At 66.6% G+C, this 17,990-nt stretch carries 14 protein-coding genes; 7 read left to right on the top strand and 7 right to left on the bottom strand.

Annotated elements, in window-relative coordinates; all coding sequences use genetic code 11:
- The first annotated feature begins 1 nt into the window (after nt 1).
- Nucleotides 2-451, top strand: coding sequence for an NfeD family protein (locus ABQJ54_RS05495; RefSeq protein WP_367853259.1), 450 nt, complete (start codon nt 2-4; stop codon nt 449-451).
- Nucleotides 448-1,725, top strand: coding sequence for a threonine/serine exporter family protein (locus ABQJ54_RS05490; protein WP_367853258.1), 1,278 nt, complete (start codon nt 448-450; stop codon nt 1,723-1,725). Before ABQJ54_RS05495 ends, ABQJ54_RS05490 begins: the two co-directional genes overlap by 4 nt.
- A 150-nt stretch (nt 1,726-1,875) precedes the next feature.
- On the opposite strand, the gene ABQJ54_RS05485 is transcribed toward ABQJ54_RS05490, so the two are convergent.
- The 3 genes from ABQJ54_RS05485 to ABQJ54_RS05475 form a co-directional block, all read right to left on the bottom strand.
- Nucleotides 1,876-2,196: an H-NS histone family protein gene (locus ABQJ54_RS05485; RefSeq protein ID WP_367853257.1), complete on the bottom strand. Its 321-nt coding sequence runs from the start codon at nt 2,194-2,196 to the stop codon at nt 1,876-1,878.
- A 253-nt stretch (nt 2,197-2,449) separates the two neighbouring features.
- Nucleotides 2,450-4,147, bottom strand: a complete 1,698-nt coding sequence (locus ABQJ54_RS05480; protein ID WP_367853256.1) for a proline--tRNA ligase — start codon at nt 4,145-4,147, stop codon at nt 2,450-2,452.
- A gap of 147 nt (nt 4,148-4,294) precedes the next feature.
- Nucleotides 4,295-4,723, bottom strand: coding sequence for a DUF4124 domain-containing protein (locus ABQJ54_RS05475; protein ID WP_367853255.1), 429 nt, complete (start codon nt 4,721-4,723; stop codon nt 4,295-4,297).
- Between the two features lie 128 nt (nt 4,724-4,851).
- Between ABQJ54_RS05475 and ABQJ54_RS05470 the strand changes: the two genes are divergently transcribed.
- Genes ABQJ54_RS05470 through rimI form a run of 3 tightly spaced genes read left to right on the top strand, consistent with a single transcriptional unit; the run spans nt 4,852 to nt 6,613 of the window.
- Entirely contained in the window at nt 4,852-5,637 is a 786-nt protein-coding gene (locus ABQJ54_RS05470; RefSeq protein ID WP_367853254.1) for a CDP-alcohol phosphatidyltransferase family protein, read from the top strand.
- On the top strand, nt 5,634-6,125 hold the full coding sequence (locus tag ABQJ54_RS05465) for a hypothetical protein (RefSeq protein ID WP_367853253.1): 492 nt from the start codon (nt 5,634-5,636) through the stop codon (nt 6,123-6,125). The genes ABQJ54_RS05470 and ABQJ54_RS05465 overlap by 4 nt, the downstream gene beginning before the upstream one ends.
- A 5-nt stretch (nt 6,126-6,130) precedes the next feature.
- The gene (gene rimI, locus ABQJ54_RS05460) at nt 6,131-6,613 is read left to right on the top strand and encodes a ribosomal protein S18-alanine N-acetyltransferase (protein ID WP_367853252.1); all 483 of its coding nucleotides are present in this window, start codon (nt 6,131-6,133) and stop codon (nt 6,611-6,613) included.
- Nucleotides 6,614-6,703: 90 nt separating this feature from the next.
- On the opposite strand, the gene ABQJ54_RS05455 is transcribed toward rimI, so the two are convergent.
- The 4 genes from ABQJ54_RS05455 to pyrF all read right to left on the bottom strand — a co-directional run bounded on the left by ABQJ54_RS05455 (nt 6,704) and on the right by pyrF (nt 11,635).
- On the bottom strand, nt 6,704-9,625 hold the full coding sequence (locus tag ABQJ54_RS05455; RefSeq protein WP_367853251.1) for a valine--tRNA ligase: 2,922 nt from the start codon (nt 9,623-9,625) through the stop codon (nt 6,704-6,706).
- Between the two features lie 132 nt (nt 9,626-9,757).
- Nucleotides 9,758-10,174: a VOC family protein gene (locus tag ABQJ54_RS05450; protein WP_367853250.1), complete on the bottom strand. Its 417-nt coding sequence runs from the start codon at nt 10,172-10,174 to the stop codon at nt 9,758-9,760.
- Nucleotides 10,175-10,224: 50 nt separating this feature from the next.
- Nucleotides 10,225-10,737, bottom strand: a complete 513-nt coding sequence (locus ABQJ54_RS05445; protein WP_367853249.1) for a TrmH family RNA methyltransferase — start codon at nt 10,735-10,737, stop codon at nt 10,225-10,227.
- A gap of 82 nt (nt 10,738-10,819) precedes the next feature.
- Nucleotides 10,820-11,635: an orotidine-5'-phosphate decarboxylase gene (gene pyrF / locus ABQJ54_RS05440; RefSeq protein ID WP_367853248.1), complete on the bottom strand. Its 816-nt coding sequence runs from the start codon at nt 11,633-11,635 to the stop codon at nt 10,820-10,822.
- A gap of 215 nt (nt 11,636-11,850) precedes the next feature.
- On the opposite strand from pyrF, the gene ABQJ54_RS05435 reads away from it, so the two are divergent.
- Together ABQJ54_RS05435 and ABQJ54_RS05430 are read left to right on the top strand one after the other, a co-directional pair.
- Nucleotides 11,851-14,100: a glutaminase family protein gene (locus ABQJ54_RS05435; protein WP_367853247.1), complete on the top strand. Its 2,250-nt coding sequence runs from the start codon at nt 11,851-11,853 to the stop codon at nt 14,098-14,100.
- Nucleotides 14,101-14,747: 647 nt separating this feature from the next.
- Nucleotides 14,748-17,945 (top strand): TonB-dependent receptor, encoded by a 3,198-nt coding sequence (locus ABQJ54_RS05430; protein WP_367853246.1) that lies wholly within the window; start codon nt 14,748-14,750, stop codon nt 17,943-17,945.
- The last annotated feature ends 45 nt before the right edge of the window (nt 17,946-17,990 follow it).

The following is a 17,990-nucleotide window of genomic DNA, read 5'->3' as shown; positions in this document are numbered from 1 at the left end:
AATGCTCGGACAGATCGCAACGCATTACCTGTGGTGGATCCTCGCCCTGCTGCTGATCGCGGGCGAGGTGATGGTGCCCGGCTATTTCCTGCTGTGGATCGGCATCGCCGCCGCGGCGATGGGCGTGCTGCTGTGGGCGCTTCCCGGCATGGGACTGCTGCTGCAGGCGGTGCTGTTCGCCGTGCTGGCGCTGGCTGCCTGCCTGGCCTATGCGCGTTGGCTGCGACCGCGGATCGAGCGCCGGGCGCCGGGCGGCGAACGGCTGAACCGCCGCGCCGAACAGATGATCGGCCAGCGCTACGAACTGGTCGAGGCCATCGTCAACGGTCGCGGCAAGGTACGCGTGGGCGACGGCCAGTGGCTGGTCAGTGGGCCGGACTTGCCGCTGGGCAGCACGGTGGAGGTGGTGGCGGTGGACGGCACCACGCTCAAGGTGCGCGCCGCCACATGAGCACGCCGGTCGCGGGCGTGCAGCCCCTCGTCACCACGGCGTTGAACACGCGCATCGCCTTCCTGCTGGAGCTGGCGCGGCGACTGCACCAGTACGGCACCTCGGCGCCGCGGCTGGAGATGGCGGTCGATCTTTCGGCGCGCCGGCTGGGCCTGCAGGCCGACGTGTGGTCCAGCCCCACCGCGATCATCATCTCCTTCTCCGACCTGGGCCAGGGCGACGAGGGCGTGGCGCAGACCACCCAGGTGATGCGGCTGGCCCCCGGCGACGTGAACCTGGCGCGCCTGTGCGAGGCGGACGAGATCGCCGATCGGGTAATCGCGGGCGAGCTGGAGCTGCGCGAGGGGTTCCGGCTGCTGCGTGCGCTGGGCGCGCCGGATACGCGCAGGGCGAAGATCAATACCGTCGCCAGCTACGGCTTGTCCGCAGCCAGCATCGCGGCATTGTTCCTGCACAGCTCCTGGGTGGATCTGGTGGTGGCGGGCGTAGTCGGCGTGTTGATCGGCGGCATCACCATCCTCTCCGCCACGCGGCCGCGCCTGGCGGTGGCCAGCGACGCGATCAGCGCGATCGTGGCGACCGCGGTGGCGATCCTGGTCAGCGCGTTCGTGGTGCCGCTGGCGATCAAGTCGGTGGTGCTGGCGGCGCTGATCATCCTGGTGCCGGGCATGTCGCTCACCACCGCGGTGCGCGAGGTGTCCAGCGGGCACCTGGTGTCCGGCATGGCGCGCCTGGGGGGCGCCACGGCGACCTTGCTCAAGCTCGTCTTCGGCACGGTGGCGGCCACCGAGGTCTGCGCCGCGTTCGGCATCCATGCGCGCGATTTCGCGCTGCCGCCGTTGCCGGGCTGGACCGACTGGCCGGCTCTGCTGGTGGCGGCAGTGGCGTTCGCGATGCTGTTCCGTGCGGCGCGGCGTGACTGGCCGGCGGTGATCGTGGCGGTGATCGCCGGCTACCTCGCCACGCGCTGGGGCGGCGAGTTCTCCGGGCGACTGCCCAGCGCGCCGTTCGGCGTGTTTGTCGGTGGCTTCCTGGTCAGCGCGCTGGCCAATCTCTACGCACGGGTGCGGCAGCGGCCCGGCGCGGTGATCCGCGAGCCGGGCATCCTGCTGCTGGTGCCGGGCAGCGTGGGTTTCCGCAGCGTGTCCTTTCTGCTGGAGCGCGATACCAGCCTGGGCATGGACACGGCCCTGCTGCTGCTCACCCTGCTGGTGTCGCTGGTGGCGGGCCTGCTGTTCGGCGAATTGCTGGTATCGCCGCGCCGTTCCCTGTGATCAGTCGCTTGTCGAATTCCGGACGGGCTTGAACAAAAAACGCCGACCAAAGGCCGGCGTTTTTTATGGGCATGCACTTGTGAGAAGTGCGGCCAAGGATGGCCGCCCGTTTGACCCTCGCGATCATGGATGATCGCAAGGTAAAGCAAATCAGATCAGCAGATCCTTTTCCTTCTTGCCAGCCTTCAGGGCTTCATTGAACCAGCGCGGACGCTTGCCGCGGCCGGACCAGGTCTGCTCGGCATTCGCCGGATTGCGGTACTTCGGGGCCACCGTGCCGCCGCTGCGGCGCTTGCCGCGGGTGCCGCCGAAAATGTCGTCGAAGCTGTAGCCCTCGGCCTTGATCAGCGCATGGATCTTTTCGCGCAGTTTGACCACTTTTTCCTTGCGCAATTCGTGCTGGCGCGACTGCGCCTTGTTGATCAGGTCATTGAGCTGGTTGTGGTTGAGGTTCTTGATATCGATGGCCATCGGGAGCTCCCGTAACGATGAGAATTATGTACGGCCCGGATGCGTGCATGGCTGGCGGCATTACCGGTGCGGTCGCCATTCTTACCCAAATGGCTTGCGCTTGCAAAGCGCCGGGTTTCACCAAAACCATTATCAGTGACCGGCATTCGCATTTGCATTGCGCAAAATAATGGCGCGACATGACGTTTTGCTCATGAAATGAAAACAAACGGCCGCGCATGGCGGCCGTTTGTCGTTGCATTTGAAACCGATTTCAGCCGAGCATGGCCAATAGCTCGTCGCGCGTCACGGCCCGGCTTTCCGCCTCGTGGCGGGCGCGATATTCCAGCGTGCCGGCGGCGAGGCCGCGCTCGCTGACCACCACCCGGTGCGGGATGCCGATCAGTTCCATGTCGGCGAACATCGCGCCGGGACGCAGGCCGCGGTCGTCGAGCACGGTCTCGATGCCGCGCGCCGAGAGCTCCTCGTACAGCGACCCGGCGGCGGCGGCAATCTCGGGGTTGCCCTTGGGATTGATCACGCACACCGCCATGCGCCACGGCGCCATCGTCTCTGGCCACACGATGCCGGCCTGGTCGTGGCATTGCTCGATGGCGGCCGCCACGATGCGGCTGATGCCGACGCCGTAGCAGCCCATCAGCATCACCTGGGCCTTGCCCTGGTCGTCCAGCACGGTGGCGCCCAGCGCCTCGGCATACTTGGGACCGAGCTGGAACACATGGCCCACCTCGATGCCGCGGGCCAGGTGCAGCGTGCCCTTGCCGTCAGGCGAGGGGTCGCCCTCGACCACCTGGCGGATGTCCTCGACGCGGGTGATGCGTGCGTCACGCTCCCAGTTGGCGCCGGTGTGGTGGGTGCCGTCCTGGTTGCCGCCGCAGACGAAATCGGCCAGCACCGCTGCACTGCGATCCACGATCACCGGGATCGAGTCGGGCAGGCCTGCCGGCCCGATGAAGCCGGGGTGGGTGCCGGTGGCGGCGAGGATTTCCTCCTCGCCGGCGAGTGTGAATTCATCGGGCAATTCCGCCAGCTTGCCGGCCTTGATTTCGTTGAGTTCATGGTCGCCGCGCAGACACAGCGCCACCAGGCCATCACGGCCTTTCACGAGCAGGGTTTTCATGCATTGCGCCGGCGACACCTTGAGGAAGGCGCTGACTTCCTCGATGGTTTTCTGGCTGGGCGTGTCCACGCGCCTCAATTCGGCGGCGGGGGCGGGGCGTTGCGCATTCGGCGCGATGGCCTCGGCCTTTTCGATATTCGCCGCGTAATCGGAACCATCGGAAAACGCGATGGCATCCTCGCCTGAATCGGCCAGCACCTGGAATTCGTGGCTGGCATTGCCGCCGATCGCGCCGGTGTCGGCCTGCACCGCGCGGAATTTCAGGCCGAGCCGGGTGAAAATACGTGCGTAGGCGTCATACATCGCCTGATAGGTGGCGGCCAGCGAATCCTGCGTGAGATGGAAGGAATAGGCGTCCTTCATCAGGAATTCGCGCGCGCGCATCACGCCGAAACGGGGGCGGATCTCGTCGCGGAACTTGGTCTGGATCTGGTAGAAATTGACCGGCAGCTGCTTGTAGCTGTTGAGTTCGTTGCGGGCGTAATCGGTGATTACTTCCTCGGCGGTGGGCGCGTAGCAGAATTCCTGCTCCTTGCGATCCTTGATCTTCAGCAGCTGCGGGCCGAATTTCGCCCAGCGGGCGGTTTCTTCCCACAGCTCTTTCGGCTGGATCGTGGGCATCAGCATTTCGATGGCGCCGGTGCGGTTCATTTCCTCGCGCACCACGTTTTCCACCTTGCGCAGCACGCGCAGGCCCAGCGGCGACCAGGTGTAGAGGCCGGAGGCGAGCTTGCGGATCATGCCGGCACGCAGCATCAGCTGGTGGCTGACGATCTCGGCGTCGGCGGGCACTTCCTTGACGGTGGCCAGATGGAATTGGCTGAGGCGCATGCAGGCGGGTTCCGGCGTTGAAAGAGCCGGATTATAGCGGCGCGGAACCGTCTTGACGGTTCCGTCAATAGGCACTGCTTGCAGGAATGGCAGGCGATCCGTGCGCCGGCTGAAACCGTGCGCCGCAAAAAAACCAGCCCGGCGTATTCACTGCCCTGCGCAGTACTGCTGGTACTGCGCGTTGGCGGTATCCACCTGCTGTTTGCGCTGGGAGGCATCAAGCAGCACGGGCTTGCCGCCCTGCTGCATCACCACCGGGCCGCCGCCCTGCAGGGCGGTGAGGTTGGATTTCAGCGTGGCGCACAGCTTGGTGCGATTGGCCGGGGTGTCGGTCATCGGCATCGGGGCCGGGTTGTCGGCTGGCGCGGGGGTGTCGTCGGTGGCTGGCTGCGGCGCCGGCGCATCGCCGGATTCCACGCCGCTGGCCAGCTTCACCTGCTGGTAGCGGGTGCCCTCGGGGGGCGCGGACTGCGAGTAATGCACCGTGCCCTTGGCATCTGTCCACTTGTAGATCTGCTGGGCGACAGCCAGCGGGGCAACCAGCAGCAGCGCCACGACGATCAGCGAACGGGACATGGAATTCTCCGGAAGCTTGGTTGGCGGGGCTCCCCACCCCGTTACAGGTGCACTAGTAGAACTCCCGCGCCGCCCGGACTCAAGCAGATGATGGTTTACACTGCGCGCATCCTGTCACGGATTGATCCATGAGCGACTCCCTGCCCGTACGCCCGCCCCGGCATCGCGGCATCTACCTGCTGCCGAACCTGTTCACCACCGGGGCCATGTTCGCCGGCTTCTACGCGATCATCGCCAGTATCGACGGCCGTTTCGGCGACGCGGCGGTGGCGGTGTTCATCGCTGCGCTGCTGGACGGCATGGACGGCCGGGTGGCACGGCTCACCGGCACGCAGAGCGAGTTCGGCGTGCAGTACGACTCGCTGTCGGACCTGGTGAGCTTCGGGCTGGCGCCGGCGCTGGTGATGTACACGTGGTCGCTGTCCACGCTGCGCGATCTGGGCCCGCTGTGGGGCAAGCTGGGTTGGGCCGCCGCCTTCATCTACGCCGCCTGCGCCGCGCTGCGGCTGGCGCGCTTCAACACCCAGGTGGGCGTGGCCGACAAGCGCTACTTCCAGGGCCTGGCCAGTCCGGCTGCGGCAGCGGTATGCATGTCCTTCGTGTGGAGCATGGACAAGTGGGAGATTCCGGGCGCCGAGCTGTGCTTCATCACGCCCTGGATCGCGGTGGTCGCCGGCCTGCTGATGGTCAGCCGCTTCCGCTATTTCAGCTTCAAGTCGCTGCCGCTGGGCGATCGCCAGCACGTGCCTTTCGTGTGGATCGTGGCGGCACTGCTGATCCTTGTGCTGCTCTACCTCGATCCGCCGCGCGTGCTGCTGGCCGGCTTCACGGTCTATCTGCTCTCCGGGCCGGTGTTGACCCTGTGGGGGCTGGCTGCGCACCGTCGTCGTGGACGGCGCGGGGGCGTGGCGTGAACGCGCAGGCTGCCGCGCCCGCGGGCGCTTCGCATCGTGCCCGCGTGCTGCAGGCATTGGGCCTGACGTCGTGGCGGTGCCGGCAGGCGGCGACAGGCGGCACGCTGCAGCCGACAGATGATGAACCGTTGCCGGCCACCGCCAACGCTGACTGCGTGGTGCTGCTGCCGATGGCGTGCGGCACGCGCGAACTGGATCTGCTGGGCCGCGCGCTGAACTGCGCCGGAGCCGCGCTGGCGCGAGCCGGGCGCGTGCGGGTGCAGCCCGGTGCGGCGGAGATCGCGGTGCCGCAGGCGCGCGCCTACCTGGCTTGCGGCGAGGCGCAGGCGCATGCGTTGGGACGCAGCTTGCCGATGCAGGTCACCGCGCAGGCGCAGATCGTGCTGGTGGACGAACCGCTCCGCCTGCTGGGCGACGCCGCCGCCAAGCGGCGGCTGTGGATCGCCCTGCGCACCTTGCGCCGCAGCCTGGCCGCGGCGGGGCACTGAACGCCATGGTCGCGGTGGCCCGACCGGCCAGCCACATGCGCCTGATGCGCATGGACGACCTGGATGCGGTCGTGGCGATGGAGCAGGCTTCCTACGACTTCCCGTGGACGCGCGGCATATTCGCCGACTGCATCAAGGCGGGGCATCCGTGCTGGGTGCTGTGCATCGACGAGGAAGTGGCCGGCTACGGCATCCTGTCGGTGGGCGCGGGCGAGGCACACGTGCTCAATATCTGCATCGCCGATGCGTACCGTGGCCGGGGGCTGGGCCGACACCTGCTGGGCCGCCTGCTGGACGTATCGCGCTGGAGCGGCGCGCAGCGCGTGTTCCTGGAGGTACGGCCCTCGAATCCGTTGGCGAAGGCGTTGTATGAATCGGTGGGCTTTCGCGAGATCGGCCGCAGGCCGCGCTACTACCCGGCGAAGGACGGGCGTGAGGACGCGATCGTGATGGCGCTCGATATGGCCGCAGGCAATATCGAGAAATAGGCGAGGGCGCTTTTGCTTGCTGCATTGAGGGCAAAAGCGCCCTCTCCCCCCGACCCCTCTCCCGCAAGCGGGAGAGGGGAGAAAAGCCGCTCAGCTTCCTAGCTTCGCCGCTTGCTCGCGCATTGCCGCGAGCTGGGTGTTCCAGTCGACGATGCGCTGGCGCTCCTGCGCCACCACCTCGGCCGGTGCATTGGCCACGAAGTTCGCGTTGCCCAGCTTGCCCTCGCACTTCTTGATCTCGCCTTCGACCCGGGCGATTTCCTTGGCGAGGCGCGCCTGCTCGGCGCCGAGATCGATCAGCCCGGCCAGCGGGATCAGCACGCGCAGCGAACCGACCACGGCGGCCGCGGCTGCCGGCTCCGCGGTGCCTGGCTCGATCCATTGCGGCGCCTCGGTGCGGGCGAGGAAGGCGATCTGCGCGGCGAATTTCGTGGCGCGCGTGCGATCCGTGGTCTCGCCGCCGGCAAGCAGCAGCGGGATGGTCTTGCCCGGCGCGATGTTCATTTCCGAGCGGATCCTGCGGATGCCTGAGAGTACGGCCTTGAACCACTCGATCTCGGCGGTCGCCGCGTCGTCGCCGGGGAAGTCCGCGGCGTGCGGATACGGTCGCGCGTACACGCTGGATTCGGCGCGGCCCAGGCGCGGCGCCACCTCCTGGTAGATCTCTTCGGTGATGAACGGAATCACCGGGTGCAGTGCGCGCAGCACGGCTTCCAGCACCATCAGCAGCGTGTGGCGCGTGGACGCCGCCGCGGCCGCGTCGTCGCCGTTGAGTGCCGGCTTCGACAACTCCAGGAACCAGTCGCAATACTCGTTCCACACGAATTCGTACAGCGCCTGCGCCAGATGGTCGAAGCGGTACGAGGTGAAGTGCTGTTCCACTTCCGCCAGCGTCTGCCCGAGGCGGGTGAGGATCCAGCGTTCTGCTTCGGTTGCGGGAACCGAGCCCCTCTCCCCCCGGGAGAGGGGTTGGGGTGAGGGTTCGGTCGTGCCGGAAGATTGTGCTCCACCCGAACCCTCTCCCGGCGCATCCGCGCCACCCTCTCCCGGAGGGAGAGGGGAGACGTTCATCAGTACGAAGCGCGCGGCATTCCACAGCTTGTTGCAGAACGCCTTGTAGCCCTCGGCGCGCTTCAGGTCGAAGTTGATGGTGCGGCTGTAGCTGGCCAGCGCGGCGAAGGTGAAGCGCAGCGCGTCGGTGCCGATCGCCTTGATGCCTTCGGGGTATTCCTTGCGGATGCGCTTTTCCACCTTCTCGCGCACCTGCGGGATCAGCAGCGACCTGGTGGACTTCGCCACCAGCGGCTCCAGCTCGATGCCGTCGATCAGGTCCAGCGGGTCCAGCGTGTTGCCCTTGGACTTGGACATCTTCTGGCCTTCGGCGTCGCGCACGATGGCGTTGATGTACACCTCGCGGAACGGCACCTGGCCGGTGAAGTACCTGGTCGCCATCACCATGCGCGCGACCCAGAAGAAGATGATGTCGAAGCCGGTGACCAGCACCGCGCTGGGTAGGTAGATGCGGTCGTGCGACCAGTCGGCGACGACGTTGCCGTCCGCGTCCTTCACCGGGCCGTCCAGCGGCCAGCCCAGGGTGGAGAACGGCCACAGCGCGGAGGAGAACCACGTGTCGAGCACGTCCTCGTCCTGCTTCAGCGCGCCCACCGGCACGACGGTGGCATGCGTGCGCGCGTCCGCTTCGTCCTCGCCCACGAAGATGTGGCCGGCCTCGTCGTACCACGCCGGGATGCGATGCCCCCACCAGAGCTGGCGGCTGATGCACCAGTCCTGGATGTTGTCCAGCCACTGCGTGTAGGTGGTGCTCCAGTTCTCCGGCACGAACCTGATCTCGCCCGAGCGCACGGCGTCGAGCGCCGGCTCGGTGATCGCCTTGCGGCCACCCGGGCGGCCATCCTCCTGCACATCCGAGGTGAGATCGACGAACCACTGGTCGGTGAGCATAGGCTCGATCACCGCGTCCGAGCGCTGGCTCACCGGCACCTGCAGTTTGTGCGCCTTGGTCTCGACCAGCAGGCCGGCGGCTTCGAGGTCGGCGAGCACGCGTTTGCGCGCGTCGTAGCGGTCGAGGCCGCGATAGGTTTCCGGCGCGTTGTCGTTGACCTTGGCGTCCAGCGTGAAGATGGTGATCGGCGCAAGCTTGTGGCGCTGGCCGATGGCGTAGTCGTTGAAGTCGTGTGCCGGCGTGATCTTCACGCAGCCGGTGCCGAATTCGCGGTCCACGTAGTCGTCGGCGATCACCGGGATCTCGCGGCCGCTCAGCGGCAGCTTCAGCGTCTTGCCGACCAGGTGCGCGTAGCGCTCGTCCTCCGGATGCACGGCCACGGCGACGTCGCCCAGCATCGTTTCCGGTCGCGTGGTGGCGACCACCAGCGACTCGCCGCTGCCGGCGACCGGATAGCGGATGGACCACATGTGGCCGTCGCGCTCCACGTTGTTCACCTCGAGGTCGGAGACGGCGGTGCCCAGCACCGGGTCCCAGTTCACCAGCCGGTTGCCGCGGTAGATCAGGCCGGCGCGGTACCACTCCACGAACACCTTGCGCACGGCGGCGGAGAGCCCTTCGTCCATGGTGAAGCGCTCGCGCGACCAGTCGGCGGCGGCACCGATGCGGCGCATCTGGTTGGTGATGGTGGAGCCGGATTCCTCCTTCCACTGCCACACGCGCTCCACGAACGGCTCGCGGCCGAGGTCATGGCGCGTCTTGCCTTCGGCGGCGAGCTGGTTCTCCACGATCTTCTGGGTGGCGATGCCCGCGTGGTCGGTGCCCACCTGCCACAGCACGTTCATGCCGCGCATGCGCTGGTAGCGCACCAGCATGTCCATCACGGTCTGCTGGAAGGCATGGCCCATGTGCAGGGTGCCGGTGACGTTCGGCGGCGGCAGCAGGATGCAGTAGGGCTCGCCCTGGCCCGACGGCTTGAACGCGCCGCTGGCTTCCCAGCGTGCGTACCACGTCGACTCGATCTGGGCGGGTTCGAAGCTCTTTTCCATGGGGGCTCGCGATGGCGCGCACCGGTCGGGTGCGTAATCTGGCGTCAAAGCCTTGAATTGTACGGGGCAGGGGCAGGGCTGACAAAACGCCGATGCCGCCGGCAGCCCTGCCGCCAGGCGGCCACGGGTGGCTCAGGGTTCGACCAGTTCGCCGCCCCAGCTGGCGGGATCCGCATCGGCGACGGTCTGCGTGAACGTCCACAGGTGGCCGCCGGGGTCCAGCGCCGAATACTGGCGCTCGCCATAGGGCCAGCTGGCCGGTTCGCGGACGATGCGTGCTCCCGCGGCAGCGGCTTGCACGTGGTGCGCATCGGCATCCCCCACCCGCACCATCACGGATTGCCGCGGCAGCTGTTCGCCGCTTTCCGGGCCGGCATCGGTGACCACCATAGCGCCATCGCCGTAGACGAGCTGGATGCGGTGATCGCCGATGCGCAGCCTGGGGCGGAACCCGAACGCCCGGCACAGCCAGTCGGCGGCCTCGTGCACGTCGGCGTAGCCGAGCACGGGGATGATGGTGGCGTCCGGGATGGAACGATTGATGCGCATGAACGGAACTCCATGCAGCCGGCGGGTCTGGCGCTCTTGCCCTCCGGGGATCATCCCAGCTTGCGCGTGATGACGTAAGTGGCAATGGCACAGGCGTTGGCCACGTTCATCGACGAGTTGTTGCCCAGCATCGGGATGTGCACGGTGGCGTCCGAGGCGTCCAGCAGCGGCTGGCAGACGCCGGTGCTCTCGTTGCCGAGGACCAGGCAGATACGGTCGCCGGGTGCGACGGGGAGCTCGGCGAGGTCGATGCTGGTTGAGCTGATTTCGAGGCTGACGATGCGGTAGCCGGCTTGCTTCAACGCCGCCACGACCGGCAGCGGATCGCCGGCATGGACGAAGGGCACGCGCTGCTCGGTGGTGCGTGCGGCTTTGCGCGCCTTCGGGTGTGCCGGCGTGCAGGAGCGTCCGGTGAGGTAGATCTTCTCCATACCCAGCGCATCGGCGAGACGGAACAGGCTGCCTACGTTCGCGGGCCGTTGGACATCGTGCGCGAGCAGGCAGAGCGCGTGCTTCGCGGGCGCGGGCTGGTGTGCGTGGTGGTCGAGCTGGGTGTTGGGCATGACATGGGGGCGGGTCGCGGCTGAAGCCGCTCCTACGGGCATGGCGTCGTAGGAGCGGCTTCAGCCGCGACCCGCACGGCGATCAGGGGCGATGGCGGTTGACGGTGTCGCGCAGTTCCTGCGCGGCCATCCGCGCGGCCTGGGCGAAATCCTCGCCGCTGCCGGCATAGAGGATGGCGCGCGAGGAGCTGATCATCAGGCCCGCGCCGTCAGCGGCGAGGCCGTGCTGCAGCACGGCCTCCACGTCGCCGCCCTGGGCGCCGATGCCGGGCACCAGCAGGGGCATGTTACCCACCACGTCGCGCACCTGGCCCAGTTCCTCCGGCCAGGTGGCACCGGTGACCAGGGCACAGTTGCCGTTGGCGTTCCAGTTGCGTGAGATGGTCTCGGCCACGCGCAGGTAGAGCGGCACGCCGCCGCAGTCCAGCGCCTGGAAGTCGGCGCCGCCGGGGTTGGAGGTGCGGCAGAGCAGGATCACGCCCTTGTCGGTACGGTCGAGGAAGGGTTGTGCCGAGTCGCGGCCGAGGTAGGGGTTGAGCGTCACTGCGTCGGCGCGGTAGCGCTCGAAGGCCTCGCTGGCGTAGTGCTGCGCGGTGCTGCCGATGTCGCCGCGCTTGGCGTCGAGGATTACCGGCACGCCGGGGTGCTTGTCGTGGATGTGCGCGATCAGCCGCTCCAGCGCATCCTCGGCGCGCAGCGCGGCGAAGTGGGCGATCTGTGGCTTGAACGCGCAGGCGAGATCCGCGGTGGCGTCGACGATGGCGGCGCAGAACGCGAACACCGCATCGGCTGTACCGCGCAGGTGTGCCGGGAATCTCGCCGGTTCCGGATCGAGGCCCACGCAGACCAGCGTGCCGTGCTCGTGCCAGCGCTGCTGCAAGGTGTCGTGGAAGCGCATGGCGCGTGCCTCGGGCAAGGAAGTGGCTGCGTAGTTTAAGCGAAGCGCAGCGGGCACGCGGTATGGCGAACGGGTTGGCAGGATCGTGCCGATGGACATGTTTGGCCTTCCATTTGTGCCTGATCGGACCTAAGGTCCCAAGGGATATGCCGGATCCATCGGGACATTCCCCGCATCTTTCGTCGATCGCGACGTACCTGATCAAGGGTTTCACCATGTCGAAAAAATGCACGCCTTCCGCCGACGCTGTCACCGTCGTCGACCCTTCGCGCCGCAACGTCCTGCGGCTCTCGGGCATCGCCGGCCTGGCACTCGCCGGTTCGGCATTGCTGCCCGCCGAGGCAAAGGCCGAGACAGGTGCGGCATCCGTCGAACCGGTGGCGGCCGGGGCCGGCGTTGCTGCGCAGGCCGCCATGGCGACGCCGATCCGTCCGCCGGCCGTGCCCCTGGCGGTGCGCCAGCCCTATCTGAGCACCTGGTTGCCGGCAAGCTTGCTGCCCGGCAACGCGCCGCAGTTCTGGCAGGGCAGTTCCACGGGGATGGTGGGCCTGGTCCGCATCGACGGCGAGGCCTGGCTGTTCATGGGCGACGGCAAGATCGTCCAGGCCATTCCCGACGGCAACCACGGCAAGCAGGGCACGGTCGAGGACTTCCCGCGCGCCATGCGGCAGACCGCGCTGCGAGTCACGGCGACGCGGTCGTGCTTCACCCTGCAGGGTGGCGGGATCGAGCTGTCGGTGGATTTTCTTTCGCCGGTGGAGCCGGGCGACAGCCGCCGCCAGTCCATTCCGATGAGCTACGTCCGCGTGTCGGCGCGAAGCATGGATGGCGCATCGCATGCCGTGCAGGTCTACATGGAGATCACCGGCGACTGGGCCAGTGGCGATGCCGCGCAGGAGGTGGTGGTCGCGTGCGGCGATTCGCCGGCCGCCCGCACCTGGACGCTGGCGCTCGCCAAGCCGCAGCCGCTGGCGGAGCTGCACGAGTTCGCGGCCTGGGGCCGGGTACTGTGGTCGACGCCGGCGCGCGACGGTGTCAGCCTGCAGGCGGGCGACCGGCTGAAGCTGCGTGCGCAGTTCGTCGAACACGGTTCGCTCGACGGCGGCAACGAGGCGACGCGCAGCACGGTCAAGGCGCTGCCGGCATTGGCGCTGGCGGTCGATCTCGGCCATTGCGGTGCTTCCGCGATTGCTGCGGATTTCGTGGTCGGCCAGGTGCGCGAGCAGTGCATCAATTACCTGGGTCGGCCACTGCGTGCGCTGTGGACGAAGCATTTCGGCGACTGGAAGGCGATGCTGGATTTTTTCCACGGCGATGCCGCGGCGGCGCGCCAGCGGGCCGATGCGCTGGATGCTCGCGTCAGCCGCGACGCGCGTGCCGCCGGCGGGGAACGCTACGAGGGCCTGTGCGTACTGTCGTTGCGGCAGGCCTACGCCGGCACCGAGCTGGTGCTGGGGCCGGACGGTGCGCCGTGGGCGTTCCTGAAGGAGATTTCCAGCGACGGCAACGTGTCCACCGTGGACGTGCTTTACCCGGCCTCGCCCGTCTGGATGTACCTCGATCCCGATTACCTGCGCATGCTGCTGCTGCCCCTGCTCGACTATGCCGGGCAGGGCGGATGGCCGAAGCCCTATGCCGAGCACGACCTCGGCTCCGCCTATCCGCAGGCGACCGGTCACAACGATGGCAAGGAAGAGGACATGCCGGTGGAGGAGAGCGGCGATATGCTGATCATGATCGCCGCCTGGCTGCGCTGCGCGCCGCGTGCCGATGCGCAGGCCTTCGCCAGCCGCCATTACCCGCTGCTGAAAAAGTGGGCGCAATACCTGGAACAGAACCTGCCCGATCCGGGCTTCCAGAACCAGACTGACGACTTCGCCGGCTCGATCGCGCACAGCGTCAACCTGGCGCTGAAAGGCATCGTGGCCTTGGCCGCGATGGGACAGGTGGCCGGGCTCGCCGGCCATGCCGACGATGCAGCGCACTACCGCGACCGGGCACGCAAGGACATGACGCACTGGGTTGCGCGTGCGAAGGATCCGCAAGCCCCGCACCTGGACCTGACCTATCACGATGCCGGCGGGCAGGGCACGTGGGGGACGCTCTACAACGGCTTTGCGGACACCGTGCTGGGCACGGGCCTGATTCCGGCGGAAATCCGTGCCATGCAGGCGGCCTGGTACCGGCAGCAGTGCAATGCCTTCGGGCTTCCGCTGCAGGTGCCGCACAGCTATGCCAAGTCGGACTGGGCGCTGTTCACGGCGGCCTGGCTGGCCGACCAGCCGGTGGCGCAGGAGTTGATCGATCGCGTCTATGCCTACGCCGACGGCACGCCCGACCGCGTACCGTTCTGCGATCTCTACAGCACCGTCACCGGTGCTCGTGTCGCTTTCCAGGCACGCCCCGTGCAGGGCGGCATCTTCGCGCCCCTGGCCGTCCGGAGCATGCAGGAGCCTGTTCGTTAGCCCGACCCGACGGTCATGACTAGGCAGGCCGAAGAGCCAGGTCTGCCTGCGCATATTCCTGCTTCATCACCCCGTCGTGGGGCTGCGGGTCGCAGGACCTGTCGACCGGCCGCGACACTTTTTTGCGTCGCAGCGTGACATATCGGATCCGGGGTGTAGTTTGCAGCTGGGGTCTTAAGATCGATCCAAGTAAAATGTGATCCAAATCGCATTTGTTGTACGGGGGTTGGAACGGCTTCGGCCGCGTGGCGATCGGGTAGGGGGCTGCCCAAGACGCCATGGTCCTCTGACTGACGGGTTGATGGGGCTTGAGGGATGCAACCACTGGAAGCCATCGGCATTTCCGCGATGACATGCCTGCCTGCAGCAGGCGTGCGCTGGCTGGTGAGCGGTATTCCTGTCCTGGCAGTTTCCGTGGCGACTTGCCGTTTCGGCGGCATTCGATCCGGGCAATCGCGCTAACGCATTCGGGGTTTTGAGATGTCGGTCGATGACGAACGACAGACCCACTGGTTGGCGAGAATTTGGATCGATTTAATTCGATGGAGGGAGCAACAACCACATCAATCAAGCATCCGGATTCATGCGATCGAACGGGGTGTCCTGCACCGATTCCAGAAGAACGCACTTCAACGGAGATACTGAAGATGACCTACTTGCCACATGTCTTTGCCCGCAAGCCGCTGTATGCCGCGCTCGCCGCGGCAAGCCTGTCGTTTGGTGGCCTCGGAATGCCCGCAGTTGCCTCTGCCGCGCAGACGGCGACGCTTGCCGCGACCGCGACGTCACCGCCGGCGCAGACATCCGACAGCACAACGGCAAAGACGGCAGGCAAGAAAAAGAACGACAAGAACGAAAAGCCCGTCGTCCTGCAGGGCATGGTCGTCACGGGTTACCGCCAGTCGATCGACGAGAACCTGCAGGAGAAGCGCAACGCCAACGAGATCGTTGAAGTCGTCAACGCGCAGAACATCGCGCAGTTCCCCGCGCAGAACATCGCCGATGCCCTGCAGTTCGTCCCCGGCGTGGTGATCAGCCGCAGCGACGGCGAAGGCAAGAACATCAGCATCCGCGGCCTGGCGCCGGAGCTCACGCTGACCGAGCTCAACGGCAACTACGTCGCCTCCGCCGATACCTCGAGCGGGCTGGACCGTTCGTTCAACTATCAGCTGCTGCCGGCCAACATGTTCTCCAGCGTCAAGCTCTACAAGAGCCAGATGGCCTCGCTGGACGAGGGCGGCATCGGCGGCGTGGTGGAGACCCACACACGCAAGCCGCTGGACATGAAGTCCAACGACGGCTTCATTTCCGTCAACGGCACCGGTGCGGACAACAACGCCAAGCTCAACCAACAGGTTTCCGGTCTGTATTCCTGGCACAACAGCGACAGCACCTTCGGCGTGCTGGTGGGCGGCGCGTACAACAAGCGGCAGGAAACCGAATACACCTCCACCGCCTCGAACTGGTACTGGTGGGCCAACAACTACGGCACCCAGCCGCCGGTGAGCGTCGGCGGCAACCAGTTCGGCAGCTTCGTGGAGCCCAACATTCCCGAATGGGGCAACGTCCCGCCGGGCGGCATCGTCGACCAGGGCGGCCGCGCCTATTCGGGGTACTGGATGCCGCAGCAGTTCAGCACCAGCCAGACGCAGCTGAACCTGAAGAACAAGGCCGCCCAGCTCACCTTGCAGTTCAAGCCCAGCGACCGTTTCCAGATGACGGCCAACTACTTCCGTTTCCAGCTGGACCGCAACCAGATCACCAACACGCTGGAAATTCCCGAGTGGAACCTGCCCACCGACACCTATGCGAACCAGCAGGGCAACCTGCTGGCGCCCAACGGGCTTAGGTTCGACCCGTCCGGCACGATCGTCACCGGCGCCAATTACCGTTTGCCGGCGGCGGGCACGGGATGCAACTCGTTGACCAATCCGGTCACCGGCGCGCAGCGCCAGCCGGTGGATGTCTGCTCCACGCAGACGCCGTGGCTCAATGGCAACTACTCCGTCGAAAAGGCGACGTCGCAGACCGCCAACATCGAGGGTGAATGGAATACCGGTGGCATCCTCAGCGGTACCTTCAACCTCGGCCGCACCTGGGCAACCGGTGGCCCGTCGGTGGAGTTCGGCGTGGCGGCCAAGCCGCGCAACTTCGTCAACGGGCAGTGGGTGGACGGTGCCCAGTACAGCCAGTGGACGCTGAGCGGCACGCCGGGCATCTCGGCTTCGACGGACACGCTGCAGAACATGCTGGCCGGCGAAGGGCAGGTGGATCTGGGTTCCACCGGTTCCGGCTTCATCAACACCGCGACGTCGCAGAACGTCGCCCAGGCCGATTTCACGCTGGATTTCGACAAGGGCTGGCTGTCGTCGGTGCAGTTCGGCGCCAAGTACCGCTACAACACCGCCTACCAGCAGAGTGGCCAGTTGCGCTGGTACTGCCCTGGCACGGATCAGCAGTTCCAGAGCTGCGACCCCAATGCCGGCGACCTGCAACCGAGCCTGCTGCTGCCGTATGAGCTGACCACCAACACGCTGGCATACCACGACAACATCTTCCCGGGGATCAACTTCCCGGCGTACTACAACTACCTCAACCAGACCTACAATCCCGCCACGTACATGGATCCCGACAATCAGGCGAAGGTGCGCGAGTCGATTTCGGCGGCCTACGTGCAGGTGAATTTCGACACCGACACCCTGCACGGCAACTTCGGCATGCGCTACGTGGACACCCTGCAGGACGTGACCACCGCCGACCAGGTCACCACGTACTACGCGGACTACTACCACGGCCCGGATGGTTCCATCCTGATCTGTCCGGCCAGCGGTGTGAACTCCGCTGGCGGGCCGTGCGCTCCCGGCGATTTCGAATATCTCCCTCAGCAGTGCGCATCGGCTGCGGACGGAGCGGCCGGGAAGTGCTCGTACTACGAGGCCTACACCCTCAACACTCAGCGCCGGCGCTACCGGAACTTCCTGCCCAGCTTCAACCTGGTGTGGAACTTCGCCGACAGCTTCGATTTGCGCGTCGCCGCCAACCGCGCCATGGCGCGCGCCAACTATGGCGATCTGGCCCAGCTGGGCAGCCTCAACGACTACCTCCCGACCTATTACAGTGATCGCAGCCAGTTCGGCTCGCCGCTGCCCGGCTGGTATGGCAGCGGCGCCGACAACAACCTGCAGCCTTTCATCGCCACCCAGTACGACGCGGCGGTGGAGTGGTACTACGCGCCGGAGTCGGTGCTGGGCTTCGACCTGTTCTACAAGACGGTGAAGAACTTCGTGGTGCCGGTCCAGGTGAACAACTTCACGGTGGACGTGGGCGGCACGCCGACGCTGTTCGCGCAGTACAGCACCAATGCCAACGGGCAGTCCGGTGTTTCCAAGGGCATCGAGCTGTACACGCAGCACACCTGGTCGTCGGGCTTCGGCGTCATTGCGAACTACACGCTCAACAAGACCAACTCGACGGCGGTTTCCATCGGCGACACGCGCATCGGCAGCGCCTCGCTGATCGGCAGCGCCAAATACGCGGGGAACCTCTCGCTGTTCTATCAAAAGAACGGCCTGCTGCTGCGTGCGTCGTCCAACTGGACGGGCCGCGTGATGGATGGGTTGGCCGCGGGCCTTCCCGAGTACACGGCGCCGTACAACGAGGTCGACCTGAACGGCCAGTACCAGATCGACAAACACCTGATGGTCACGGCGTCGATCCTCAACCTGACACGGTCCACGACGCGCTCCTACCTGGGCAGCGACACGGCCGACCGGTTGAACACCCTCGAATACGACGGACGCCAGTATTACCTGGGCCTCACCTACAAGTTCGGGGTAGGCGACTGAGACTAGGAGCAAGGCCGGCCCGGGGATGCATTGGATCGACCAGTG

The organism is Rhodanobacter lycopersici (assembly GCF_040812335.1).
GTDB lineage: Bacteria > Pseudomonadota > Gammaproteobacteria > Xanthomonadales > Rhodanobacteraceae > Rhodanobacter_A > Rhodanobacter_A lycopersici.
This window is presented reverse-complemented; position numbering and strand designations above follow the sequence as displayed.

What these genes read in the sequence shown, in the direction of transcription:
- ABQJ54_RS05495 (WP_367853259.1), top strand. Translation starts at nt 2, where the DNA reads ATGCTCGGACAGATCGCAACGCATTACCTGTGGTGGATCCTCGCCCTG.
- ABQJ54_RS05490 (WP_367853258.1), top strand. Translation starts at nt 448, where the DNA reads ATGAGCACGCCGGTCGCGGGCGTGCAGCCCCTCGTCACCACGGCGTTG.
- ABQJ54_RS05485 (WP_367853257.1), bottom strand. Translation starts at nt 2,196, where the DNA reads ATGGCCATCGATATCAAGAACCTCAACCACAACCAGCTCAATGACCTG.
- ABQJ54_RS05480 (WP_367853256.1), bottom strand. Translation starts at nt 4,147, where the DNA reads ATGCGCCTCAGCCAATTCCATCTGGCCACCGTCAAGGAAGTGCCCGCC.
- ABQJ54_RS05475 (WP_367853255.1), bottom strand. Translation starts at nt 4,723, where the DNA reads ATGTCCCGTTCGCTGATCGTCGTGGCGCTGCTGCTGGTTGCCCCGCTG.
- ABQJ54_RS05470 (WP_367853254.1), top strand. Translation starts at nt 4,852, where the DNA reads ATGAGCGACTCCCTGCCCGTACGCCCGCCCCGGCATCGCGGCATCTAC.
- rimI (WP_367853252.1), top strand. Translation starts at nt 6,131, where the DNA reads ATGGTCGCGGTGGCCCGACCGGCCAGCCACATGCGCCTGATGCGCATG.
- ABQJ54_RS05455 (WP_367853251.1), bottom strand. Translation starts at nt 9,625, where the DNA reads ATGGAAAAGAGCTTCGAACCCGCCCAGATCGAGTCGACGTGGTACGCA.
- ABQJ54_RS05450 (WP_367853250.1), bottom strand. Translation starts at nt 10,174, where the DNA reads ATGCGCATCAATCGTTCCATCCCGGACGCCACCATCATCCCCGTGCTC.
- ABQJ54_RS05445 (WP_367853249.1), bottom strand. Translation starts at nt 10,737, where the DNA reads ATGCCCAACACCCAGCTCGACCACCACGCACACCAGCCCGCGCCCGCG.
- pyrF (WP_367853248.1), bottom strand. Translation starts at nt 11,635, where the DNA reads ATGCGCTTCCACGACACCTTGCAGCAGCGCTGGCACGAGCACGGCACG.
- ABQJ54_RS05435 (WP_367853247.1), top strand. Translation starts at nt 11,851, where the DNA reads ATGTCGAAAAAATGCACGCCTTCCGCCGACGCTGTCACCGTCGTCGAC.
- ABQJ54_RS05430 (WP_367853246.1), top strand. Translation starts at nt 14,748, where the DNA reads ATGACCTACTTGCCACATGTCTTTGCCCGCAAGCCGCTGTATGCCGCG.